This window comes from Synechococcus sp. W55.1 (assembly GCF_047461655.1).
Taxonomy (GTDB): Bacteria; Cyanobacteriota; Cyanobacteriia; order Thermostichales; family Thermostichaceae; genus Thermostichus.
Genome location: NZ_JANSHN010000018.1, coordinates 34305 through 57040, shown reverse-complemented (window position 1 = coordinate 57040; position 22736 = coordinate 34305). Strand labels below are relative to the sequence as shown.

Genomic DNA, 22736 nt, shown 5'->3' with positions numbered 1-22736 from the left:
GATCCCATTGCCAGCTCAGGGCGGGATCCCGCTAAACCCCAGTGAAAAACCGGAGTATCATAGACCTAAGCCCTCCACAAGGATGGATATCTTGGAACTGTCTTGCAAAAGTGAATATGCTCTCCTGGCCCTTCTGGAATTGGCCCAGCACTACAGCGATGGCCAGGTGCTGCAGATTAAAGAAATTGCGGCTCATCAGTCCATACCCGACCGCTACTTGGAGCAATTGCTGGCCACCTTGCGCAGACAGGGGTTGGTGCGCAGCCAACGGGGATCCAAGGGAGGCTACTTCCTGGCCCGAGCACCCTGGCAGATCTCGCTGCTGGATGTTATCCAGGCCATCGAGGGGGAAGATCTCACCCGCTCCCGCGACTTGCCCTCGGGCGATCTCACCCCAGAGCGGGAAGTGCTCCTGAAGGCCTGGCAAGATGCCCAAGCTGCGGCGGTAGCCATTCTCCAGAAGACCACCCTACAAGACCTCTGCGACCGGCAGGCACAACAGCAACAGGCTCGGCTCATGTACTACATCTAGGCCAGAGGCTGGAGCTGGGATCCCTGGCAAGTTTTGGGTTATCCTGAAACACATTGCTTTTCGAATTGAGCCCTTTCCATGACCGTTCGCTCTTCTCGCTCTCAGGCTGCCGATACGTTTTCCGCGGAAGATTTTGCCCAGGCTTTAGACAAGCAAAACCTCAGCTTTCAACCGGGGCAGGTGGTGCAAGGCCGCATCTTCCAACATCAGAACGATGGCGCTCTGGTGGATATTGGCGGCAAATCCCCGGCCTTTTTGCCCCTCAAGGAAGCAGGGATCCGCCCAGGGGAAGATTTGAGTGCGCTCTTTCCTTTAAAGACAGAAGCCGAGTTTCTCATCCTGCGGGAAGATGCAGAAGGACAAATTGTGCTCTCGGCGCGGCGGCTGAGGCTGAAGCGGCTTTGGGAAGAGCTGGCCCAGAAGCAAGCCAACGGCCAGACGGTAACCGTTCCGGTGATCGCCACCAACAAAGGGGGGGTGGTGGTGGATGTGCAGGGGCTGCGCGGCTTCATTCCCCGCTCCCACCTCAGCCAACGGGAAAGTCTGGAGGAGTTGGTGGGGCAATCCTTGACAGCAAGCTTTATCGAGGTGAACCCAGAAGCCAACAAGCTGGTGCTCTCCCAAAGGGCGGCTGTAAAATCCGAGAACCTGAGCCGCTACACCAGTGGCCAAGTGGTGGAAGGCAAAGTCAGCGGACTAAAACCCTTCGGTGTGTTTGTGGACTTGGAAGAAGGGGTAACCGGGCTGTTGCACATCAAGCAGGTCAGCCAAAGTTTTGTAGCCTCGCTACCGGATTTGTTCAAACCAGGCCAACGCATCAAAGCTGTTGTCATCGATGTGGATGAGGCCAAGGGACGGATGGCCCTCTCCCTGCGGGTGCTGGAAAAGCATCCGGGCGAGGTGCTGGAGCAGCTGGACAGGGTTATGGATGAGGCCGAAGAGCGGGCCGGTAAACTCAAGGGGAGAATAACATCCGACGGCCAAGTCATCTGATCCCATCTCTGCCTCGAGTTCGGATGCAAAACCTGCAGAGGGAAAGCAAGACGCCTTACGGCAATCAGAGGAAAATCACACCGTCGGGATCAAGAAGACGAGAACAAGATGGGATCGTGCTCAACGCCTTACGGCAATCAGAGGAAAATCACTGTATGGTTATGGTGATATAGATAATCTACTATCTATCGTGCTCAACGCCTTACGGCAATCAGAGGAAAATCACAAGACGTAGAACAGTTGTGTTCTGACCTATATCACTTTGGTGCTCAACGCCTTACGGCAATCAGAGGAAAATCACGTGTATAGAATAAGGGTACATGCTTGCAAAGGGCTGTGCTCAACGCCTTACGGCAATCAGAGGAAAATCACATCTGTCCATCACGAGTGCGCAAAGCATCCACTCTTCCCCGCAAGCCCAGTTCTTCGCTTTCTAGAAATAGGTCCTCCCACTCCTCTCCCTCTTGCTTTTCCAGCTCTGTGTGTAACCGCCGACCGGCAAAAATAGCTGCGTTTTCCGTATAGAGCTCCTCGACCTCCTCTAGATAAAATAGTCGTGGGCAGTAGGCCAATGCGTGCAGTGCTGAAACACGAATCAAATCTGAATCTATCTGTGCGGGGAAATCGATTAGTGATGCCGGCATAATCTGATACTCCGAAATATGAAAATATAGAGTTCTTCAGCAATCTTAGGACAGCTTTCTCTTTGAGCAGAGACAAAACTCAGGCTCCACGCAAGATCTTCTCCTGGCAGGGTTAATAGGCTGTTCGGAAATAAGCCTTCGACCTAAGGTTGATAAGTCTAGAACCAACAGCTTGGAATTCTCACGGCTTAGTTTGGGCAAATTTCCGTCCAGGCTAACTCCGGCACATCATCACCTTCAAGAGTTCGGAGTGAGTATCTTCGCCAGCGAGTATCCCGCGATCCCACGTGATCAACCCAATACGGCAAGGTCAGGATCCCATCCTCATCTTGAATTAGCCATCTTCCCCCTGAAGGGACTTTCTGAATTGGTCTTACCGAGTTAACTAAGTCACGACTCTCTCCTAGGCTTAGTCCCCCAGATCGGTCAATTAATTCAGGATTTTCAAAGGCTCTTTCCAAGTCATGAGCAAGGGATCCATTGACCAAAACTGCAATCTGCACATCGGTCAGCAATTGCTGATAGTCAGGACGAGCGTTAGCTGGATCCTGAAGGTCTTTACTCTTGAAGCGACGAAAGGTACGGATCACTGTAGAAAGCTGGGGTTGGCTCAGGAGAGCAATTGCCACTTGGGATCCGCAATATCGATGTCGATCCCATTCTCCCAGCAAGGAAAGCAACATTCCATAAACAGTAGCCGGTGGCGGCACCGGATAAGTTTCGGCAAACTCCCTGGCCCAAGATTGACGAAAACAGGCGATAGGCACCTCAACGTGGAGCCGAATCATGCTGCCTCCTCACAAGAAATTTGCTGCCTAATTAAGCTGATAAGTTGATTAACTGTTGACTTAATGCCTGGACTTACATGAGCACCCAACTGGGCTAGCTTCTTCCCGTCCTCAGTTTCGGCAGCAGCTCCTGCTAGCCACAGCTCTTGAGGAGCTATATCCCCCACTTGCACTCGACGCACTAAGTCCGGCATGCTGATTTCTCCATCAGAGTTTTCTTCAAAGCAGTAGAGCAGGCGTGGCGAAAAGTCGTGTGTCCAGCGCAGGACTATGCTATCCGGTGAAAAGTCATAGAGAAAGCGAGAGTGATTGCCGGCTACTTCCCCCAACGAAACCAGTCCGTTTAACACTTCGATTACTCGGTCTTGCCGGTGGAGCCGAGCAGGAGTCATTGCAAAGCCGTACTGATAGCGAGTAGCATGAACCTCCGTTCCGTAGAGAGAATTGGGTCCCTTCTGGCCACTTTTCGCGTTGAAGGTTACATCTCCGCTGTAGGGTCGAGTAGAAACTGCCCGAGTTACTTCCAAAACACCTCGCCGAGCAGTGGTAGTGCCCTTTGGTAACTTCTCTCCCTTCTTCCTGGATGAGTTTTCGTCTGAGGCATCTACTTTAGCCCCTTCCGCACGCATAAAGCCTAGGACATCATCATCGATATACCGCTCGGGATCAAAGTTAGGCGCTTGCCACTCGTTGTCGTTGGTTTGATCATTCCAACGTCGGTTAACTTCGCAGCCATTCCCTGAGACCTGCCAATAGTAACGCAGGGCCCAACGGATTGCTTCAGCAGAGACGGTAGTGTGCACCTCATTTTTCCAGAGGATCTTTTGCAGGGTAGTGATGTTGCCGTCATTCTCACCGCGGTTGTTGGCAGCGGTGCCGTAGCTGGTCAAGATGTTGCCAAACAGGTGCAAAGTCATAATCTTCCTCCAAGCTAATTCTTCAAACTGAACTGTTAAGTCGTTGCTACATCAACTTTTCACTTGACTTTCTGGCTCTTGCTTTACACTTTCAGTCCTCCTCTAGCTCGGCAAGTACAATCAAGTCAACATCATCCTCGTCAAGCTCATCCTGAGATTCTTCCTGTCGCTCCTTGCCTTTGTAGCTGGCCAACGCTAGAAGAGCTAAGTCTCGCGCTTTTTTCCATTCCTTGGGATCCATAACTAAATCCATCAAGTCATCCCAATGCTCTTGCAGTGTCGGTATTCTTCCAGCCCGCGCCCAAAAGCTAGTAATAAACTCGCGGAAGCTTTCCGCGTTTTTGCATCGAGTCAGACCAGTGCGAATACGTATATTTTCTCTGTCAAAGTTAGTAAACTCTCCCCTATCCTGGGTTTTCTGAGATAACCGACCATAGGTAAAGCGAATGGCTTCATGACAAGCCTGAACAAACCAGCGCTCTCTGTCATCCATTTCCGTTTTCATGACCATTTCGTTTAGACCTCCGCGCTCGTAACATAGCTGCTTAAACTGCTCGTTGCTATTAACCTGCTCTGCAAATCCGGCATACCAAGAGTAACCCCTTGCCAGATTTTCAGCAATCATCTCACGAGCAAAACTTGTTGCAATGAAACTGCCTTCCTCTGCTTTTGCCTTGACGACATCTGGTAACACTGCTTTGCAGATCTGGTAGTTTTTACAGACGCGATATTCTGCTTCTACAGTAAGTAGATCTGTGCGAGATTTTTGTTGGCTTGACCACGGAACAACACCTAGGGTTAGAACCTGACATCGTTTTACCTTAAGTTCTTTAGCAGATTCTGCAATCTCTTGGCATGTCAAAAACCTAAGCCCAGCATCTCCCAAACTGGAAGCATGAAAATCCCGGTAACCTGCGTGACGAAGCTGGGGATCTTGCCGGTAGCTTGCATAGACCTCCATATCGGTAATCTCGGGAACTACCAGGGCATATTGAGCTCTCTGATCCCGCAGCCGCGAGCGAAGTATGTAGTAGCAGCAAGAAACAGGAGCGTAGAGAAGTATAAAGGCCATCTCTGGAGACTCTTCAAAGCTTGTATCCGAGGGAAATGCATTGTGGCGAACGACTGCACCAGGATTAAGCCAGCCAGCAATGCTAATTGGCTGCTTAAGCCAATTACCGTTTTTATCACATAGATTTTTGGCAAATTCCTGATGGACGTAGCTTTCTAAAGCTTTATACTTGATAATGACAGGTGGATGATCCTCATCAATCTCTAAAGATTGAGTTTGCTCGCCAATAACTTTACGGGTTTTGGCATGTTGTAGAAATGTTCCCAGGATTCCTTGATGGATGACTACCTGGGAGTCTTTTCGCATCGACTTAGTGTCGATCCCTCGCAGTGCGATTAACCCATTGTCAAGCTGGAAGGACTCTTTGAGCAACCAATCAATCACTTCAAAGTCATTCCCTTCCCAGAACAGTTGAACTTGTCGTGGCGTCAACTCCCAACTTAGTGACCCTGGGCGCTTTTCTGGTGGAATTTCCTGCTCCAGCTGCTTGAGAGTCATCCATAGTCCGGCTAAGCCCGCTCGATGTAGCAGGGTTAATCCGGGGTGTCCCAGATGCAACTTTAATTCGGTCATGGCGTACCAAATTCCTCGCTGTAGTTGATATATCCAGGCTCTGTGACGAAGTAGAATCCGCGTCGCCTCCAGTTCCACCACTCCGTCTTTTTATCTGGGATCCGAATTGGAATTGCCCAAGCTTGAGCTTCTTGCAAAAAGGCTTGCATCCTCGACAGCTTTTGGCCCTTATCCAGAGCTTTCTTCTGTCTGGCTTCAGCAGCCTTCCAAATAGCATCTTGATCTTCTGCTAGAAGCACTGTTATTGTATGTCCACCTTCTCGCAGAAAACCTGGATAAGTACACCAATTTTGATCAAGCCATGCCGATTTCGCTTCAACAGGCTCTTCCCCGCTCGGATCCGAGATAATGCTGGCTAGTTCCCTCTGTGAAACACGCTCTAACCCGATAGTTTTCATAAGCAACTGTCGACCTATTTTTAGTTCCTCTTCACTGTAGGGAGTATGTTTAGTCCATTCATAGAAAAGAGCTAGACGGGATCCCTCCTGCTCGCTTTTCATTCTTCGATTGAGTCGACCTAGTCGCTGAATCAAAGCTGTCGCTGGAGCCATAGCAGAGATAAGCAAGTCTGCACTTAAATCTAAGGACATTTCACAAACCTGTGTAGTAATAGCAAGAACAGGCCCTGGCTGGCTAAAAGCGTTAATAATCTGCTCATGCTTTCTAAGTCTGTCTTTATAGCGAAACCGACTGTGATAAATTAAAACTTCGGCTTTAATGTCTTGTAGTTTCTTCTGGGCTTGTTGATAAATGTCAATGCAACTGGCGACTGAATTGATTACCCACAATACCTTTTGGTTCTCTTGAACTGCTTTAGTAACTTCCGACCAAATGGATTCGGAATTGATGGGATCCCCTTCTGATGAAATTTCTCTTATTTGATAGCGCTTCAGCTCTTCTAACTCTTGCGGTCCTTCAATGGGATCCCCTATAGGCTCACCCAACTCCCTCATCACTCGCTTAATAGCCTCGAGTTGACCCGGGGTAAAGCTGGCGCTCATCAGCAGTATAGGTGCGTCTCGAAAAGCCTGTAAAAATCTCAGCAAAGAGCCAAACAACTGATTGTCATAGGCATGTACCTCGTCAAAAACGAAGGCAGATTGAACTAGAGCTGGCCAAGAAAATAGTGGTCTTCTATTGTTCTGGATTAACCCTAAAATAGAGTCTACAGTGCAGATAACCAGTTTCTTTCTCCATACTTGCAACGCTGCCAAACGAAACGAAGCACCCTCATCCTCTTCGCCTTCGCCGGTCAATAAAAGTTCTCGATCCAAATCTGCTCGTGAGTGCATCAGTGTCTTTTCTATTGGGGATCCCTCAGCGTAGTCCAAGTAGCCCTGAGTAGCCGTTCCGGTGGTCGGATAGCCAAAAAACAGTCGCCTTCCCGATGCCCACTTTTTCGCCCAAGCGTAGGCTCCCAAGGTCTTGCCTGTACCACAGCCTGCCTTGACCAGTGTTACTCGATGAGTGGCAGCAGCCATTTGCTCTTGGAAAGGACGTAGGGAGCTTTCTCCTAGTTTTTGGGCAATGAGTTGCTCTAGGTCTTCCTCTCGAAGAACCAAGCTTAGTGCACCAGAAATCCAATCTTGCAGATCTTCTCCCTCTGTCGGTAAGATTGACCCTGCTAGATCTGCAGCAATTACTGTTGCTTTGGCAGCAGCCACCAGCACCTTCTGCTCAGGGCTTAAACTTTTGGCAAAGTCTCGAAATTGACTTTCTAGAGCCTTTAGGCAATCTTCTAGACATTCTTTTTCCCAGTTTTTTGAAGCTACCCTTGGAATCTCTGCCGGTAGCCCAAGTCTCTGTGATCCCAGTCTCAGTACAGATTCAAAGTCTGTATGTTCAGTGTAAATGTAGATCCCTAGTCCTGCGCCATCAGGCAACTCTGTAATTCTATGCGATTCCCTACCTTGGGAATCTACTCCTGCTTTGAAGTGATGTCCAATTGCTGCCCAAGTAGCTAAGATCAGCTCCTCTTCAGAAAATGCCTTCCCTAGCCACTCGCGGAATTCTTTGACTTGTAGGGCAAGTATGCCACTTAAAAACTCATGACGAATGAGTTGTTGCCCATTGTGAGCTTTCCAAGCTTTGTCAAGTTTTGCTTTTGACTCAGTGTCTAAGATTGATGACTTGAGATAAACCATCTCCTGGAAATGTTGATTGGCTTTACCCCAGTCGTGCAGATAAGCTCCTAATTTGACAACAGCTCCCAAACGATTTGAGTCACTTAACCCTAACTGCTTGCAAATAGTCTGTCCTAGGCGATCTGAGAAGACTTCAGCCGCTGACAAGACAGCCGCAACATGGCCTGCAAGTTTAGCAGCGCCCCTTGCCTGAGCATACTCTTCTTTAGATTGGTAGCTGGGATCCCATTTTCCCAGCGATTTTGCTAGCAAAAACTTAAACATTGTAGAGTCATCCTCACCTGCACGGCAAAAAGAATCCACAACCCATGCGCCGCCGGCCACCTAGCCCTACCTGCTGGAGGCGAATTGAGTCTTCTTCCTGTAGGTTCTCTACTAAGGTTGAGAAACCTACAATCGTATGCCCTTTAATTCTCAAGGTCTTGCGCAAGGGTTTCCCAGTTTTATCTTGCAGTACTGATACCCGGCCTGAGATCTTAAGCTTCTCTAACTGGTCTTGGGCAGCTTGCACAAATGGATCTGGCTCGGTGTAGCCCTTGATTGTAACAATTCGGGCTTTTAGGGAAGTGCTTGGTTTGAGAGTAAAAATCCTGGGGATCCCTAGCTGTACTTCGTGAGATCCAATCTTCAATTGCTTGCCGGCTAGCTTGTACACCTCCGGCACTGCTTCCATGGGCAGCCGAATTCTAATGTGGGAGTGCGGAGTCAGTAAGATTTTGCCTCGTCTGTCTCCAATTCCCGCTGTTGTCAAAATCCCGATGTGAGGGTTTCGGTGCAGTGTTGGTACTTGGTGGCATAGCGCCGCGAGTAGAGCGTACCCGTGATCTGCTGGGAGGGTAGTTCCTCGCACGGGCAGGCATAGGTCCACTACGGGAGCTTCGTAAGGGACATGTGTTGGGTTTGCCATTGAAGCTTCAGCAGTCATTGAGTGGCTCATCACACAACTGCCACGTGAAACATATGTAAGAAATGCTAGTGAACACAGCTCGCTTCTGTCAAGCAGCGCGCGGCGCCCCAGGGCGATCAGTGGAAAGGGCAGTCAGGGGTGCTAAGGCCTGCTGCCAGCAGCAAGGCACTTTCGACCACAGCAGCCACGTGAAAGTGCTCAACGCCCAGGGGCTTACCTCTGACAATACCATTGGTCTTAGCCCTCTTCAGCCAGGAGGTGATTTTCGGAAGAGTTCCCAGAAGAGGGCTGGATCCCCTACCCCCGCATAGGCAACCTCGAAGGGTAGAGCTTAGGATGGCTTGACCCATCTCCTCTTTATCAGCTCTCTCGCTGCCTATGAACCTGTCATCCATTGCCAAGCCACAGCAGCTTTAGCTTTCTCTTTTGCTGATTGCACTTCAGCTAACTCTGGGAGCGCCGGCGACAGCTCATCCGGTCACCAGTTCTGCAACGGACTCGACGGCGGCGGCCATTCAGCGGGTAACGGAAATTCATGGCGGAGCTGGGCCTTGGGCCGTGGTCGGCTATCGCATGGGGATGCGCGCTCTGCAGGAGCTGGGCTTGATGAGTCCAACTCCCCACACTTCTAGGAACCGTTTTCTGGTGGAGGTCATTCACGAGTCGCCGGCAGAGATCCCGTTCGTGTGCATTGTGGATGGCTTGCATGCTGCAACAGGGGCCAGTTTGGGCAAGTTGAACTTGAAGCTGGTGGAGGTCGAATCTCTTGAAAAAATGCGCAGCGTGGTCATCCACCGAGAGACCGGCAAGCGGGTGGAGTTTCAAGTTTTGCCCGAGTTTATTGACAAATACCGGAACTTGCCCCCGGAACAACTGGCGGCTGCAGGGCAGGAAGTTCTTCAACTGGCCGATGAGAAGCTTTTCCGTCTCGCCATTAGCCCATAGCAGGGAATATCGCTTCGGGATCCCTTCGGCATTCCTGAGCCAATCAGCTCCAGACCCGAGCGGGTGGCCACCTCTGCCGGATGCTCTCTTTCTGGAACTAACTCTGATTATCGTGGGCTCGCTAGGTACCCCCTAAGGGATCCGGGCTTGAGCGAATACATCTTGAGGGATCACCTTTAGACCCGGCAGGAAATCATCTTGAATGGCTTGAGATCCCGTAAAGGTGCGCGGCGGGGCATCGGGATAGAAGACGGTGATGCTCTTGGCTTGGGGATCCACAACCCAAACCCTGGGGATCCCAGCTTCTAGATAATCGGTTGCCTTCTGAGCTATGGCTCCAAAACTCTGGCCAGGAGAAAGGATCTCGATCACCAACTCGGGAATGGCAAAACAAGGTTCATCGGTCATGGCCTCAACCGGCAACCGCTCGTTAGAGATGTAGGTAACATCAGGAACTGGGATCCAGGGCTCTGCCTTTCGTGTTAAAACAACTGCCCACTCAGTATGTGCTGACCCAGGCTTAGGACACTCAGGGCTAGAGCACCAGTCCTCCAAAATTTGCCACAACACCGGTTGGAGACGAGCATGGAAGCGTTTTGGCGACATGGGTTCGTTTTTGGAGACGGCCCGCCCATCGACTAGCTCATAGACAATATCCCCCTCCGGCAAGGCCAGAAACTGTTCGGGAGTTAGCTTTTGACCTGAAATGGACAACTCTGGAGTCGATAGCATCACAGGATCCCCGTTGTTTAGGATGGCCGAATCTCTGTCTAGGCTAGCTCTGACATCCCCCACCTTCACCGTTTTGAAACAGTTGTCGAGCAGGGATCCAAATCCAGCGGCAAGATGGCTCCACTCAATTTTGGGGGTAGAGATCCCCATCTTTCTGGCACCGGCTGAGCAGAGGATGCCACTTTTCGGGAGAGGATAGGGCAACATTCAACCCAGAACCCTCTCCAGGCAACTTGAGAAGGGGGGGCTTCCAAGCTGCAGTAGCTTGAAGATGCCCGTGCTTCAATGCTTGAAAGCCGTCATCGAGAGGATCCCTATGGCTAATACCCTTTTGACCACTCTAGGCACCAGCCCCTACAGCGAGACGGTGTATGTTTTTGGGGAGCGGAAAGCCGATAGAACCCGTTATGTTGCCAAAGCCCTCTGTCAGCTCTTTGACATCGAGAGGGTGATTGTGCTGCTAACCCAAGAAGCACATGACACCCATTGGAAGCATCTACAGGACTGCCTACCCCCCCACGTGGAGAAAATTGCCAAGGCCATTCCTGAAGGGAAAACCGAGGCAGAGACCTGGGAGATCTTCGATGTGCTGGTCGATAGCATCGAGCCCCATACGCGGCTGGTTTTCGATATCACCCACGCCTTTCGCTCCATCCCCGTACTGGTGCTCTTGGGAGCCGCCCTTTTGCGCAAGGCCAAGAATGTAAATATTCAGGGGCTGTACTACGGTCTCTATCTCAAAGACCAGCAGGAAACACCCATCATCGATCTCACCCCCGCCCTTCGTCTTTTGGACTGGCTGACGGCTACCGACAAATTCATTAGCACCGGCTCGGCGCTGGAGTTGGGCCAACTTTTGGATACAGTTCAACGGGACTTTTACCGCCAACCAAAGCTCGGCAAAAGGGATCCCAAGCCCATCCGGCTGCAGAACTTTGGCCAAGCCATCCGCAATATCTCTCGTTCCCTGGAGCTGGTAAGACCGGTCAGCCTTTTGGAGGATGACTTGCTTAGGTTGCAAAGGCACTCCACCCAGGAGTTGGCAGAAGAGGTGGGCCAATTTGCTAAGCCCTTTGGCTTGCTGTTGCAAAGCATTCAAGACAGCTACAGCCAACTGGCTTTGCCAGCAGACAGAGCTACGGATGCCAAGGCTCAAGTTCAAAAGCAATTTCAACTGCTGCGCTGGTATGTGGAGAAACGCTTCACCACGCAGGCAATTCTCTTAGCTCGGGAGTGGGTGATCTCGGCCCTCTGCTTGTGTGAGGGGCTGCCCAACTACCGCCAGCGGGAAGCGCGGCAGGAGATCGAACACCAACTGGGATCCCTCATTCCACGGGAAGACCAGCCCCAGGCGCCTCCTGACATTGCTGCCCATGTTCCCGATGTGCAGAAACTTGCCAACCTCTGGTCTCGCCTCAGCCAGTACCGCAACGATGTTGCCCATGTGCAGATGAATCCAAACCCTTTGAACAGCGAAGCTCTAGAAAGCTTTGTTTTGCAAGACCTGCTGCCTGGCCTGGAAGAGCTGTTTCCCAAATTGACCTGGGCAGAAGGGAAGTTGGAAGGGGATCTTTCCACTTCTCCGTAGGCTAAAGACATCGGTTCGCCCTCAGGTTCTGGGTTTTTGGTCAAACAACGGCTATTGAGAAATACTGAAGAAAACTGAGGGCTGGCCGGGATCAGATCGATTTTGTTTTGTAGCTTCTGTAGCCACGACATCGGGTGGCTACCGGGGTTTTGTTCCTTGTTCGAGGAGTTCCTAACTGTTCTGTTTCTCCAGCGAAAACACCATGTCTTACTACTGGCAAGCTAAGCTCTGGGGTCTGTTACATGATCCCGCCCTCAAAGCCCTACACGACAGGACTGGCCGCTCCAAGGAAGGGCTGTGGGCCAAACTGGCAGCGATGCAGGGATGGTCTTCTCCCAAAGCCGAGGGATCCTCTCCCATAGGCGATGCCGATCTCATCGCCTCGGCCAGCGACCGGGCTGCCATTGGCCATTTGCCTGTAGCCATCGACTACCAGGTTGAGGATCGCGGCCAGGGGTTAGGCTCTGGACTGGAGATGAGCCATCTGCTCTCGGGGCGCAAGCGCTTTTGGCAATTGGCCGATGACCAACACCAAGCCCTCAAGGATGCCCGCTCCCGTGCAGACTACCTGATGGAACGGGAGGAGAGCGCCATCCCCGATTGGGTTTGGCAAGAGGAGGATCCCCAAAAAGTGTTTTGGTGGTTTTGGCGGTGCTTTCCCCAAGCTATTTGTCAGGAGTTTGGGGATGAAAGCTTGCTGTTATTGCCAGCAGAAACCCGGCTGCCAGACGGATCCCTGTGGAGCCACGCCAGCGTCACCGCAGCCCTAGCGGGATGTTTGGCCGGCTACGACGAGCCCAAGTTCGCGCGTCCCTTCTTGGTGAGCTTTACCTTCAACCCTATCCAGGAGCTGATCAAAGCCAGCCGCAAGATGCGGGACTTTTGGGCCGGATCCTGGCTGCTGCACTACCTTTCTGCCCGCATGAGTTGGCGGCTTGCCGAGAAATACGGCCCCGACTGTCTGCTCTACCCCAGCCTCTACGGCCAGCCGTTAATCGACCACTGGCTGCGGGAGAAGTACCCCGAATTTGAAGAATGGATCCCTCAACCTTCTGCCAACGCCCTGCTCACCGCCGGTTTTCCCAACGTGCTCCTGCTGCTGTTGCCGGAAGACCGGGTGCAAGCGGCCATGCAGATGGTGCAGCAGACCCTCAAGGAAGAATGGAAGCAGTTGGCCCAGAAGGTGCTGGATTACCTGCAGGGGGATCGCCGCTGGCTGAGGCAGTTGCACCCAGAGGACCCCACCTGGCAGGGATGGCTGGAGCATCAGTGGCAGCACTACTGGGCAGCCGTGCCCTTGGGATCCCCGGCTCACTCTCTCAAGGATACCGGCATCCTTAGGCCCCCTCATGTTTCCATTGATGCGGATCCCTGGGTCAGTGCCCAAAACCGCACCTATCACCTGGGGGCTAAGCAAAAGCTCTTTGCTGATGAGGAGCTGGAGTTTCTGCGGGCTAGCTTTTGGGATCCCCAAAGACAACAGCGCCGCCAATACAAAGCCGGACTCAACGTCGGATCCTGGTGGGCAGCTGCAGTGGAGCAAACTCGGCGCCTACAGGCAGCTTGTAAGCAGGCCCGCGATTGGCAGCTCCCCGTCGCCTTTGGGCCGCGCAGCACCGTTTCGGGTTTGGGGCCGGTGGTGCATCCCTCGCCGCGGCAGGGGTGGATAACGGAAGGGGAGAGTCGGCGGCTTTGGCAACGGCAGGCCGGGCTCTTCGATGGCCGGGAACAGCTCAATGCCACCGAAACCCTCAAGCGGGGCTTGTACAAAGTGCTGCCGGAGCTCTTCCCGGAGCTGGATGAAGACCAGATTGCCGCTTCCTACCCGGATCTCACCGCTGGCGTAGCCGGCTACCTCAAAACCCAAGGGCGACGGGAACGAGAGCACTTCGAGCAGGCCTGTCAGGCAGTGGAGACCCGCTACCCTGAGGTCAGAGGGGTGCTGCGGGAAATGCGGGGCAAATGGGGGATCCCGTGGGCCGACCGGCAGAACCTGCGCTACCATCCCCGTCTGCTCAATGCCGGTTGGCTGGTGGAAGACCTGGAGCTGGACGAGGAAACGCAAAGAAGCTACCGGCAGGACATCGAGACGCTTCTAGGCCGCTACTACCCCAGCGTTAACCCCGCCAGTTGGTACGTGCTGGCTGCCGGGGATGGGGACGACATGGGCAAATGGCTGAGGGGCGAGAAGATGAAATCCTACTACGACTATCTGCCTCAACCCCTACAGCGGCTGGCCAACGGGCAAACGGAAGCCATTGGCGAGGTCTTTGGCAAGGACAAGGAGGAGCTGGAGCAAGTCAAAGACGCTTTTCAGAAGTTTGTCAAAAACAGCCGCAAGCGCATGGGGCCTGCCACCCACAGCGCCCTAAGCCGCGCCCTGCTGGATTTTTCCGGCCAGTTGGTGCCCTACCTAACAGAGCAACGCTATGCAGGCAAGCTCATCTACGCCGGTGGGGACGACGTTTTGGCCTACACCAACCTCTGGGAGTGGGATGGCTGGCTGTGGGATATTCGCCAGTGTTTCCGGGGGGGAGAGGATGACTGGCGGGAGTTTGAGAACCTGGGGGACTACTGGCAGTGGAAAAAAGGGCGGCCTCCCGAAGGTTTGAGCCGGCGCCCCCTCTTTACCCTGGGGTCCGCAGCCACCATCAGCTTCGGCGTGGTGATTGCCCATCACTCGGTGCCCCTGGCCATTGCCCTGGAAAACCTTTGGCAAGCGGAAGAAGAAGTCAAGGGCCACCTCTATGCCCATGGCTGCCCCAAAGACAGCGTGCAGGTGCGGGTGCTGTTTGCCAATGGCAACCAACTGGTGAGCACCAGCAAGTTCGACACGTTCGACAAGTGGAAGGATCTCCTTGATTTTGACTGGAAGCTCATGGGCCAGCAGCAGGATCAAAGCTCCTTGTTTGAGCAGGCAGCCCAACTGTGGGAGCAACATCCTGCCCCCAGCCCAGAGGCGGTGCCAGCCTGGGCCACGCTCTTTTGCAGCCGCCGGGATCTCTTCAAACAGGAATCGGAGCAGAAAGAACACTTCCAGGCCAAGCTTGTGGAGTTTATCCAGGATTTTTGGCAGCACAGCCTGCCCGCCCAGCCGCAGGAGTGGGATCTGGAGATCAAAAACTGGTTCAAGTTGGCAGCTTTTGTGCTGCGCAACCGCACCGTTGCTTTGGGGAGGAACAGCCGATGAGTTGGTTTACCCTATCACCCCTGGATGTGTGGATGTTTCGGGATGCCAAGCCCTTTGCGCCGGGAGAGCGGGCCTGGGCCAATAGCAGCTTTCCTCCCAGTGGCCACACCTTGGCCGGGGCTGTTCAAGCTCACCTGGGCCAGCCGATGACGCTGCGGCTGCGGGGCCCCTTTCTCTGCCATGACGAAAGGCTCTATTTCCCTGCCCCTTTGCACCTGGAAGACGGCTCCCCCCTTGTTCCTGTGCCTTGGTTGGACCAGACGGATCCCTACTTCCATTGCCACTGGGATCCCACCCGGCCAGCCCCGTTGGTGTCCCTGAGGCCAGCAGAGGAGGAACCCGAACGCAGCCAGAGCAGCAAGAAGAAAAAAACGGGAGGCTATCTGCCCTTCGAGGCGGTGCAAAAGGCGCTGGAAGGCAAAGGCTGGGATCTCAGCCAGGCCGTTAAGCCGCCGCTGAAGTATGAAGTACGGCCCCACAACACCCTGCAAGTCAGCAAGCGGCAGGTGCGGGAAGCCGATGGCTACTTTGTGGAGACCTGCATCCGTCTTCAGCCGGGCTGGAGTTTGGCCCTTTCCATCGAGGGCTGGGATCCAGATCGCGAAGCCTGGGATCCCTTGCCCCTTTCTCAGGAAGCAGTGCTGCGGTTGGGGGGAGAAGGCCACGGCGCTTTGCTAGCCCCTTGTCCGAAGCTGCAGGAGCAGTGGCAGCAGTTGCAGACCCTTTCTCAGGCTACCTTTCGCCAAGCCCGACGCGCTTTGGCCTACTTGGTGACCCCAGGCGTGTTCATCAAGAAGGTGGATGGACGTTCCCTATGCCGTGCCTGGCCCTGGGAATGGAGATTGGCCACCCCCCACCCCGCCCATCCCCTCACCGGCCCCTTAGTGAGTGTAGCTACCGGCAAGCCCGTTCCCATCAGTGGACGCCTGCGGGTGGATCGCCCCCAAGAGCAGCGGCAGATGAGCCTGCCTGCCCCCCAAGTTTTTGCCGCGCCCCCTGGTAGCGTCTACTACCTAGAGCAACCGGCCCCCCTCAACCAAGAAGAGCCCGAGCTGGAAGATGGCCGGCTCAACGTGTTCCACCGCTGGCGGCTGTTGGGCTATAGCGAGCTCTTATGGCTGCCTTGGGCGAACTGAGTTTTGCTTTCAACCCTCCAATGCTTACTCAAAAAAGGAGAGATTTGTATGCCTTTTCAGATCGTTTACCTCCATCTGTTGACTCCCCTGCACACCGGCGGCACCACCCAAGAAGGAAACCTCTTGGGGATTGCCCGCGAATCCCACACCCATTTGCCCTACATCCCTTCCAGCACCATTCGGGGCAGGTTGCGGGCCAGCATGCCCGATAAAAACAAGAAATTTGAGCTCTTTGGCAACGAAATTGGGGAGGGGGATCAGCTTACCCAAGGATCCATTTGGATTGGGGATGGCTCTTTGCTGTGGATCCCTGTGCCCTCCCTTAGCCATGGGGTGGTGTGGATAAGCTGCCCGCTTCTGCTTAAGCGCTGGCTGCGGCTAACAGGCCAGAGTCTGCCAGTGCCGGATCCCTACAGTACGAGCTTGAAGGCCGACCGACCCATTTACCTCAAAGATGCCATTCTCAAAGAAGGTCTCAAACAATGGCCGGGATGGGAGAGCTACACCAAAGACCCCAACATCAGTCGCGTGATCGTTTTACCAGATCAGCATTGTGCCACCCTCATTCAAATGAGCCTGTGGCGGCAGGTGAAAGTCAAGCTTAGCGAGGACAAGGTTGTGGAAGGAGGCTTCCGCTATGAAGAGGCCATTCCTCCTGACAGCTTGATGTACTTTACCTGGGGGGTTACCGCCCAAGCAAGTGGCAGTTCTGAGGAGGCAATGAAAGAGTTTCGAGATCTGCTGCAATCCAACCAGATTATGCAGATTGGCGGCCAGGAAAGCTTGGGCCGAGGCTTTGTGGAGCTGTCTTTGAACTAGATCTCAACCTAGGAGGGAGGTTTTATGAATAGCTTTGACCCGCGTACATTGGCCAAGCCCGTTTACGAATCCCTGTGCCAGCTCAGAGCGCAAACCAGGGATCCAGAAAGGCTAAAAGAGCAAAAAAACCAGGCTGTGGAGCTGTACACCTATCTTTCTACTTGGGGCCTGCTGCGCCTCAAGGCCGAAGAAGACGCCCTTAGCCAAGAGGGCAAAAAAGAGGTGGTCAAGGAGTTTTTCGATTGCCTAGAAAAGATCTCCGGTCAAAACGAAATTGCCAAATCCAACGGCCTGGATCGTCTCATGGGGTTGGGAGTTGAAGAGTACCTGGGTTTAACAGGGCTGGGACTTGCTTTGGCGCAAGAATTCAGCTTCTGGGCTACAGCCATTTACCATGACGATGACGTTAGCGGGGGGGACTAATGAGTGTAGCTGTTCCAATCCAGTCTATTTCCCTGTATGAAGGAAGCCAAGTGGTTATCCATTCGCTGACTTGGCAAGACTTTGAGAGCATCTTGGAAGAGTTAGGGGAAGACCGCCACACTCGCATTGCCTATTACAACGGCACGTTAGAGATCATGTCTCCCTTGTCCAAACATGAGCGCCCTCACCGCATTGCCGGAGATATTGTGAAAGCTCTCCTTGATTCTCAAGGGAGAGACTGGGAAGACTTTGGCTCAACAACCCTTAAAAAGTCTGGCAGTGCTGGGGTGGAGCCTGACACCTGCTTTTATGTCCATCACCTAGAGCAGGTGCGAGGGTGTGAGGGAAGGATCGATGTCGATCTGTTGCCTCCGCCTGATCTGGCCATTGAGTCCGACGTTACTTCCCGGACCTTTATCGATGCTTATAAAGCTACTGGTGTGCCCGAAGTTTGGATCTTGGGTGAGCGAAGTTTGCGGATATTTATTCTGCAGGGAGAAGACTACGTAGAATCGAGCTGCAGCCGACTTTTCCCAGACTTCGACATCCCCAGGCTTGTGCCTCAACTCATTCGACGCGCCTTAGAAATTGGCACCAGCGCCATGTTGCGCGAATTTCGGGAAACGCTTCGCAATTCCTAATACTGCTTTCCAGCTTTAGGAGAAGATCAAATGCCTAGCAATCGTCCTGCCAACGCTCCACAACCCCTTCCCCGTCCTGGAAGACCAGGCTCACCTCAGCAAGGGGATCCCAGCCGTCCGCCAAGTTCAGGAAGTCAAGGAGGAGGCCATCCCCCCAATCAGAGAGGGGGGAGTGGTGGTGGAGGGGGCGGCAACCATTCCCAACCTTCTCCCTGGTTAGGGCATCCCTCGGATCCCAGTCCTAGGCCGGCTTCCACAGCGAGCTTTATTGAATATCTGCGCTGGATGAGAGCCTATGGGGCTCCTTTCAGGGACGGAACCAAAGTCGATCTGGTGCATCGGGCGGAAGCAGATGCAGACTACAGCTCCCGCTTGCAAGTTCTAAACAATCGCATCAAGCGCATTGCCAATGACACCTTTCAGGTCACCTGTCCCTGGCGAATTCGGGTAGGCGGAGCCAAAGGCCCGGAAAGCATGCTGCTGCCCGCTTTTGATCACTTAGGGATCCCTTACCTTCCCAGCTCCACCTTGCGGGGGGTAGCCCGCGCCCAGGCTATTCGAGAGTTGATGCGGAAGCGCAATCTGTCTTGGGAGGAGGCAGATAAAGCAGTGGCACCCTGGCTTGGGCATCTAGAAGCTGAGGACAAAGATAGTGCTGGCAAGGTGATCTTTTTGGATGCCTACCCTGTGCCGACCAGGACTCAAAGACAAGGGGATCCCGATAATTCCAGAACAGGAGGTCTAGCTGTCGATATTGCCAATAATATCTGGAAGTGGAACGGTCAAAATCTTGAATACTCACCTAATCCCAACCTCTTCTTTTCTCTCAAGCAAGCCACTTTTTTGATTGGCCTGCGTAAAGGGCCAGGCTGCACCGACGAGATGTTAGCCCAAGTGAAAGAATGGCTTATCCGCGGGCTGGAGCAAGGAGTGGGATCCCAAGTCAATACCGGCTACGGTCGGCTGATTCAAACTGGCAAAACTCTATCTCAATACAAGGGAGAATTCTTGCGGCTGCCTTTTGAGCTGGAGGGTCAGTTGATCCGCGGGCGGCAAGTGGTCAACTGGAGACCTGATAGGAACCGGTATGACAACAAATCAATTGCCGAAGTCCGACCGGTAGCCTTTAAGAACATGCTGCGCTACTGGTTTCGAACCTTTGCCCTGGGTGTTTTGCCCGTGAAGCAGGTGCAGGAATGGGAGGGGCAACTTTTTGGGGCCATCACTCCCCAGCAAAAACACGGCTGGATCCATGTGGATCTTTTAAATGGGCGAGTAACTCAACCAGAGCCGGAACCCAATCAAGCAGGAAAGGGGAAGCTCGCCGGACGACAAGAAGGGATCCTCATTCTCAGCCTTTCTGAGGAGTGCCAAAACTATGCTTCAAAGGAGAAGCAGGAAGCGGTGCAAAAGCTCTTTCGGAATCTAACCTGGATGCTGTTTCACCTGGGAGGTATTGGCCAGGGGGCAAGAAGGCCCTGCTACTCTCGCCAAGACCGCGGTAGAGCTCCTTGGTGGCGTGGCTCTACCCTGATCCCTGAGTCGGAGGATTCATTTTGGGATCTTCCAGAGTCAGTGGCCGAGTTTCAGAAACTTTTCCAACGGCGACTGGTCGACTTCTTTGCGGCTCTCGGGGCCCTCAGCGAGCAGGCTCTTGATCCCAGAAATCCATGCAGCTTTGACCAAGTTGCTAAAGAGAGATGGCCTCAAGCAGTGGACAGAAACTGCCAGATTGTAGTCTGCAGCGGCAAGGAAGAATTCAAAAAGCCTTATGCCTTGGCAATCCTGCATCAATTGGGCCGGCAGGGCGAAGGGCGATACGACAAATTCTTGTGCGGAGGTGTGCAGGGAGGTGTGCAGGGAGGTGTCGTGCCCTCGCCTGTTTGGATTGCCAACCTAGATGATTACCAAGTAGTTACCGTTTTTGGGGCAACGGTGAATCCTAGGAAAAGTTATCTTGAACAGCTCAGGAAAAATGCTGATGATTTTGGAATAATCTGGCCCTTGAGGTAGAGATCTTGGAGAATCTCTGGAGGAATAAAATGTCCAAAAAGAGGATCAATGCCAAAGTTCTTAGAAACCTTGTTACAGCTGTGGTCAACGGCTCGATCACGCTGGCCATCCTGCTAATTGCTCCTTTGGGATTGGCAGCCGTGATTACCAATACCGTTCTTGTCATGATTGCCAGCTTCTTTTCGGGCAGTCTGGCCGAGATCGTGATGGATTTCTTGTCAAGTCCTGAAATTGATGTTGAGATTTTACCGGAGCGTGGCCGCTCTAAACCCGGCAATGCCATAGATCAGAGGCGAGGCGCTGAAGATCTGCGTCGTCATGACGAATAATGCGAACTTTATATGTCTCTCAGCAGGGGTGTAGGCTAAGCCTTAAGCAAGAGTTCGTAATGGTCTATTTGGGCGAGTCGCTCTTGCAGGAGGTGCCTCTACCCTTGCTGGAGCAAATTTTAATCTTTGGCCGATCCCAGGTAACCACCGATGTGGTGAGAGAGTGCTTGAAGCGTAATATCCCCATCGCCTATCTCTCGCGGCTGGGCTACTGCTACGGTCGCCTTATTCCCATTGCAAGGGGCTACCGCCGCTTGGCCCACTTGCAGCAAGCACTACCGGAGACATGGCGATTGCAAACAGCAGCCCAGATGGTGCGAGCCAAGCTACTCAATAGCCGGGTGCTGCTGATGAGGCAGCTCAGGCAGCGCCCCACTGAGACAGGGGATCTGACCCTACGCAGTCTGGAACATTTGGCTGCTCAAGCTCTTGAGGCCAAGTCTCTAGATCAATTGCGGGGCATTGAAGGAGCGGCTGCGGCTCTGTATTTCCCGGAATTGGGAAATTGCCTTCAGCAAAGGGGCTTTGTTTTGCTTAACCGCACTCGACAGCCACCCACTAACCCGGTTAATGCCATGCTCAGCTTTGGCTACATGGTGCTCTGGAACCATCTATTAACCCTGATTGAGCTGCAAGATTTGGATCCCTATCAGGGTTGCTTGCACGCTAGCAGTGAACGCCATGCTGCTCTGGTTTCGGACTTACTGGAAGAATTTCGGGCGCCTATTGTAGATTCAATAGTCCTCTGGCTGATCAACAAGGGCATTATGAACATCGAAGAAGACTTTGAGTATCGCGATGGTGGCTGTTTTCTAAGTGATAGTGGCAGGAAAAAGTACCTTACAGCTTTCATCCAAAGAATGGAGGGATCCATCCAGACCCCTGACGGAGATCAACCCCGCTGGGATCTGCTAACGCAGCAAGTTAAAAAGTTTAAGCAATCCGTCTATAATCCTCAAGATTTGTACCAGCCCTACCGGATTCGCTGATGTTTCTTTATGTTGTTACCTACGATACTCCCTGCGACAAGCGACGCAAGAAAATTGCCGACCTGCTAGAAGGCTACGGCAAGCGCGTGCAATACAGCGTGTTTGAGTGCGTCCTCGACAAAGACAAGTTCGAGGAGCTCAAACTGCGGCTCCGCAAGAAGATCAAGCCCGAGGAAGACAGCGTCCGCTTCTATCCGCTCACTAGCTATGTCCTCGCCCAGGTGGAAATCTGGGGTGGGCCTGCCCTGACTGCACCCCCCAGCTCGGTCATTGTGTAGCTCAGGCAAGTCTCTTCCTACTTAAGCACTCGGTGTTTCCAAAAGCACACTCAAACGGTATCAACGCCTGCGCGAGCGATCCGCCAAAAGCCGCAAAGGCCGATTCTTTCGTCCGATCCCTCGACGCCTTGCGCCACAAGGCTTTCCGGCCCCAAAGCCCCCTCGCCAGCACCCTTTTTGCCGACTTTTTTCCGGATCCCTCGCAAATGGGTCTTGCATTCCTTGCCCTGCTTGGGTTTAATAGGGGTGGAGTTCCCCCTTCGGGGGGATCCCTAGAAATTGGAAATTCGATTTGTTCCTGACTGAACACCTCAGAGTCGATGTTCCCCCTTCGGGGGGATCCCTAGAAATTGGAAATTAGATTCTACTTCCTGGTCACACGTTTATACACTACCGTGTTCCCCCTTCGGGGGGATCCCTAGAAATTGGAAATATTATACGCTGAAGCCCTAGAGCCTCTGCAACCGTGGTAGTTCCCCCTTCGGGGGGATCCCTAGAAATTGGAAATTAGGTTGTAGGCTTCCCCAAGGTAGGGGGAGAGCCCACCTAACGTTCCCCCTTCGGGGGGATCCCTAGAAATTGGAAATTCTCCACTTATTACCGACTGCCGGTGGAGCAGAACCTGGCCAGTTCCCCCTTCGGGGGGATCCCTAGAAATTGGAAATTACCGACGCTCCGCCGAGCAAGAGCGACGGCGCTCTGAAGGTTCCCCCTTCGGGGGGATCCCTAGAAATTGGAAATCAGTTCCTTATAGGCCGCTACGCCGAGATATCGGCTTGGCGGTTCCCCCTTCGGGGGGATCCCTAGAAATTGGAAATTGGTAGTCTGCGCCAGCTCCGACCAGACCCGCGGCGTGTTCCCCCTTCGGGGGGATCCCTAGAAATTGGAAATAAATCAGTTAATAACACAACTCGAGGCTGTGCTACTAAGTTCCCCCTTCGGGGGGATCCCTAGAAATTGGAAATATCCCAGGTGTTGTCGACCAGGATCTTGGCGTCTTCTTCAGGTTCCCCCTTCGGGGGGATCCCTAGAAATTGGAAATATCCCAGGTGTTGTCGACCAGGATCTTGGCGTCTTCTTCAG

General features: G+C 53.2%; 19 protein-coding genes and 2 CRISPR repeat arrays. Of the genes, 13 read left to right on the top strand and 6 right to left on the bottom strand.

Annotated elements, in window-relative coordinates; all coding sequences use genetic code 11:
* Positions 1–91: 91 nt before the first annotated feature.
* Positions 92–532 (top strand): RrF2 family transcriptional regulator, encoded by a 441-nt coding sequence (locus NW816_RS09995; protein WP_414332250.1) that lies wholly within the window; start codon positions 92–94, stop codon positions 530–532.
* A 78-nt stretch (positions 533–610) separates the two neighbouring features.
* Positions 611–1525, top strand: coding sequence for a S1 RNA-binding domain-containing protein (locus tag NW816_RS09990; RefSeq protein WP_414409047.1), 915 nt, complete (start codon positions 611–613; stop codon positions 1523–1525).
* 43 nt (positions 1526–1568) lie between these two features.
* A CRISPR array of direct repeats spans positions 1569–1897; the repeat unit is 36 nt; unit sequence GTGCTCAACGCCTTACGGCAATCAGAGGAAAATCAC.
* A 460-nt stretch (positions 1898–2357) separates the two neighbouring features.
* On the opposite strand, the gene cas5 is transcribed toward NW816_RS09990, so the two are convergent.
* The 5 genes from cas5 to cas6 all read right to left on the bottom strand — a co-directional run bounded on the left by cas5 (position 2358) and on the right by cas6 (position 8570).
* Entirely contained in the window at positions 2358–2957 is a 600-nt protein-coding gene (gene cas5, locus NW816_RS09985) for a type I-MYXAN CRISPR-associated protein Cas5/Cmx5/DevS (protein WP_414409046.1), read from the bottom strand.
* The gene (cas7i, locus tag NW816_RS09980) at positions 2954–3874 is read right to left on the bottom strand and encodes a type I-B CRISPR-associated protein Cas7/Cst2/DevR (RefSeq protein WP_414409045.1); all 921 of its coding nucleotides are present in this window, start codon (positions 3872–3874) and stop codon (positions 2954–2956) included. Before cas7i ends, cas5 begins: the two co-directional genes overlap by 4 nt.
* Positions 3875–3965: 91 nt before the next feature.
* Complete coding sequence (gene cas8a1 / locus NW816_RS09975; RefSeq protein ID WP_414409044.1) at positions 3966–5519, bottom strand: type I-MYXAN CRISPR-associated Cas8a1/Cmx1; 1554 nt, start codon at positions 5517–5519, stop codon at positions 3966–3968.
* A complete protein-coding gene (cas3, locus tag NW816_RS09970) occupies positions 5516–7987 on the bottom strand; it encodes a CRISPR-associated helicase Cas3' (protein WP_414409043.1) in 2472 nt (823 codons plus the stop codon). The genes cas8a1 and cas3 overlap by 4 nt, the downstream gene beginning before the upstream one ends.
* Positions 7941–8570: a type I-MYXAN CRISPR-associated protein Cas6/Cmx6 gene (gene cas6 / locus NW816_RS09965; RefSeq protein WP_414341825.1), complete on the bottom strand. Its 630-nt coding sequence runs from the start codon at positions 8568–8570 to the stop codon at positions 7941–7943. The genes cas3 and cas6 overlap by 47 nt, the downstream gene beginning before the upstream one ends.
* Positions 8571–8996: 426 nt before the next feature.
* Here cas6 and NW816_RS09960 point away from each other — a divergent pair, with 426 nt between their 5' ends.
* Complete coding sequence (locus NW816_RS09960; RefSeq protein ID WP_414409042.1) at positions 8997–9515, top strand: formylmethanofuran dehydrogenase subunit E family protein; 519 nt, start codon at positions 8997–8999, stop codon at positions 9513–9515.
* Between the two features lie 132 nt (positions 9516–9647).
* On the opposite strand, the gene NW816_RS09955 is transcribed toward NW816_RS09960, so the two are convergent.
* Positions 9648–10397 carry a Uma2 family endonuclease gene (locus NW816_RS09955; protein ID WP_414328896.1) on the bottom strand — a complete coding sequence of 250 codons (750 nt, stop codon included), beginning with the start codon at positions 10395–10397 and terminating at the stop codon, positions 9648–9650.
* Between the two features lie 166 nt (positions 10398–10563).
* On the opposite strand from NW816_RS09955, the gene csx2 reads away from it, so the two are divergent.
* From csx2 to cas2, 10 genes are all read left to right on the top strand, one after another.
* Positions 10564–11835, top strand: coding sequence for a TIGR02221 family CRISPR-associated protein (gene csx2 / locus NW816_RS09950; RefSeq protein ID WP_414328895.1), 1272 nt, complete (start codon positions 10564–10566; stop codon positions 11833–11835).
* Positions 11836–12037: 202 nt separating this feature from the next.
* Entirely contained in the window at positions 12038–15025 is a 2988-nt protein-coding gene (gene cas10 / locus NW816_RS09945) for a type III-B CRISPR-associated protein Cas10/Cmr2 (RefSeq protein WP_414409041.1), read from the top strand.
* Positions 15022–16161, top strand: coding sequence for a type III-B CRISPR module-associated protein Cmr3 (locus NW816_RS09940; RefSeq protein WP_414409040.1), 1140 nt, complete (start codon positions 15022–15024; stop codon positions 16159–16161). Before cas10 ends, NW816_RS09940 begins: the two co-directional genes overlap by 4 nt.
* A 48-nt stretch (positions 16162–16209) precedes the next feature.
* Complete coding sequence (gene cmr4 / locus NW816_RS09935) at positions 16210–16980, top strand: type III-B CRISPR module RAMP protein Cmr4 (protein WP_414409039.1); 771 nt, start codon at positions 16210–16212, stop codon at positions 16978–16980.
* A 24-nt stretch (positions 16981–17004) separates the two neighbouring features.
* A complete protein-coding gene (locus tag NW816_RS09930) occupies positions 17005–17403 on the top strand; it encodes a hypothetical protein (protein ID WP_414352080.1) in 399 nt (132 codons plus the stop codon).
* The gene (locus tag NW816_RS09925) at positions 17403–18044 is read left to right on the top strand and encodes a Uma2 family endonuclease (RefSeq protein WP_414389464.1); all 642 of its coding nucleotides are present in this window, start codon (positions 17403–17405) and stop codon (positions 18042–18044) included. Before NW816_RS09930 ends, NW816_RS09925 begins: the two co-directional genes overlap by 1 nt.
* Positions 18045–18329: 285 nt before the next feature.
* A complete protein-coding gene (locus NW816_RS09920; RefSeq protein ID WP_414409038.1) occupies positions 18330–20057 on the top strand; it encodes an RAMP superfamily CRISPR-associated protein in 1728 nt (575 codons plus the stop codon).
* A 29-nt stretch (positions 20058–20086) separates the two neighbouring features.
* Positions 20087–20386, top strand: a complete 300-nt coding sequence (gene csx18 / locus NW816_RS09915) for a CRISPR-associated protein Csx18 (RefSeq protein ID WP_414341792.1) — start codon at positions 20087–20089, stop codon at positions 20384–20386.
* The gene (cas1, locus tag NW816_RS09910; protein WP_414383084.1) at positions 20386–21375 is read left to right on the top strand and encodes a CRISPR-associated endonuclease Cas1; all 990 of its coding nucleotides are present in this window, start codon (positions 20386–20388) and stop codon (positions 21373–21375) included. The genes csx18 and cas1 overlap by 1 nt, the downstream gene beginning before the upstream one ends.
* Entirely contained in the window at positions 21375–21653 is a 279-nt protein-coding gene (gene cas2 / locus NW816_RS09905) for a CRISPR-associated endonuclease Cas2 (RefSeq protein ID WP_414329659.1), read from the top strand. The genes cas1 and cas2 overlap by 1 nt, the downstream gene beginning before the upstream one ends.
* Before the next feature lie 251 nt (positions 21654–21904).
* Positions 21905–22695: a CRISPR direct-repeat array (repeat unit 36 nt; unit sequence GTTCCCCCTTCGGGGGGATCCCTAGAAATTGGAAAT).
* Positions 22696–22736: the final 41 nt, after the last annotated feature.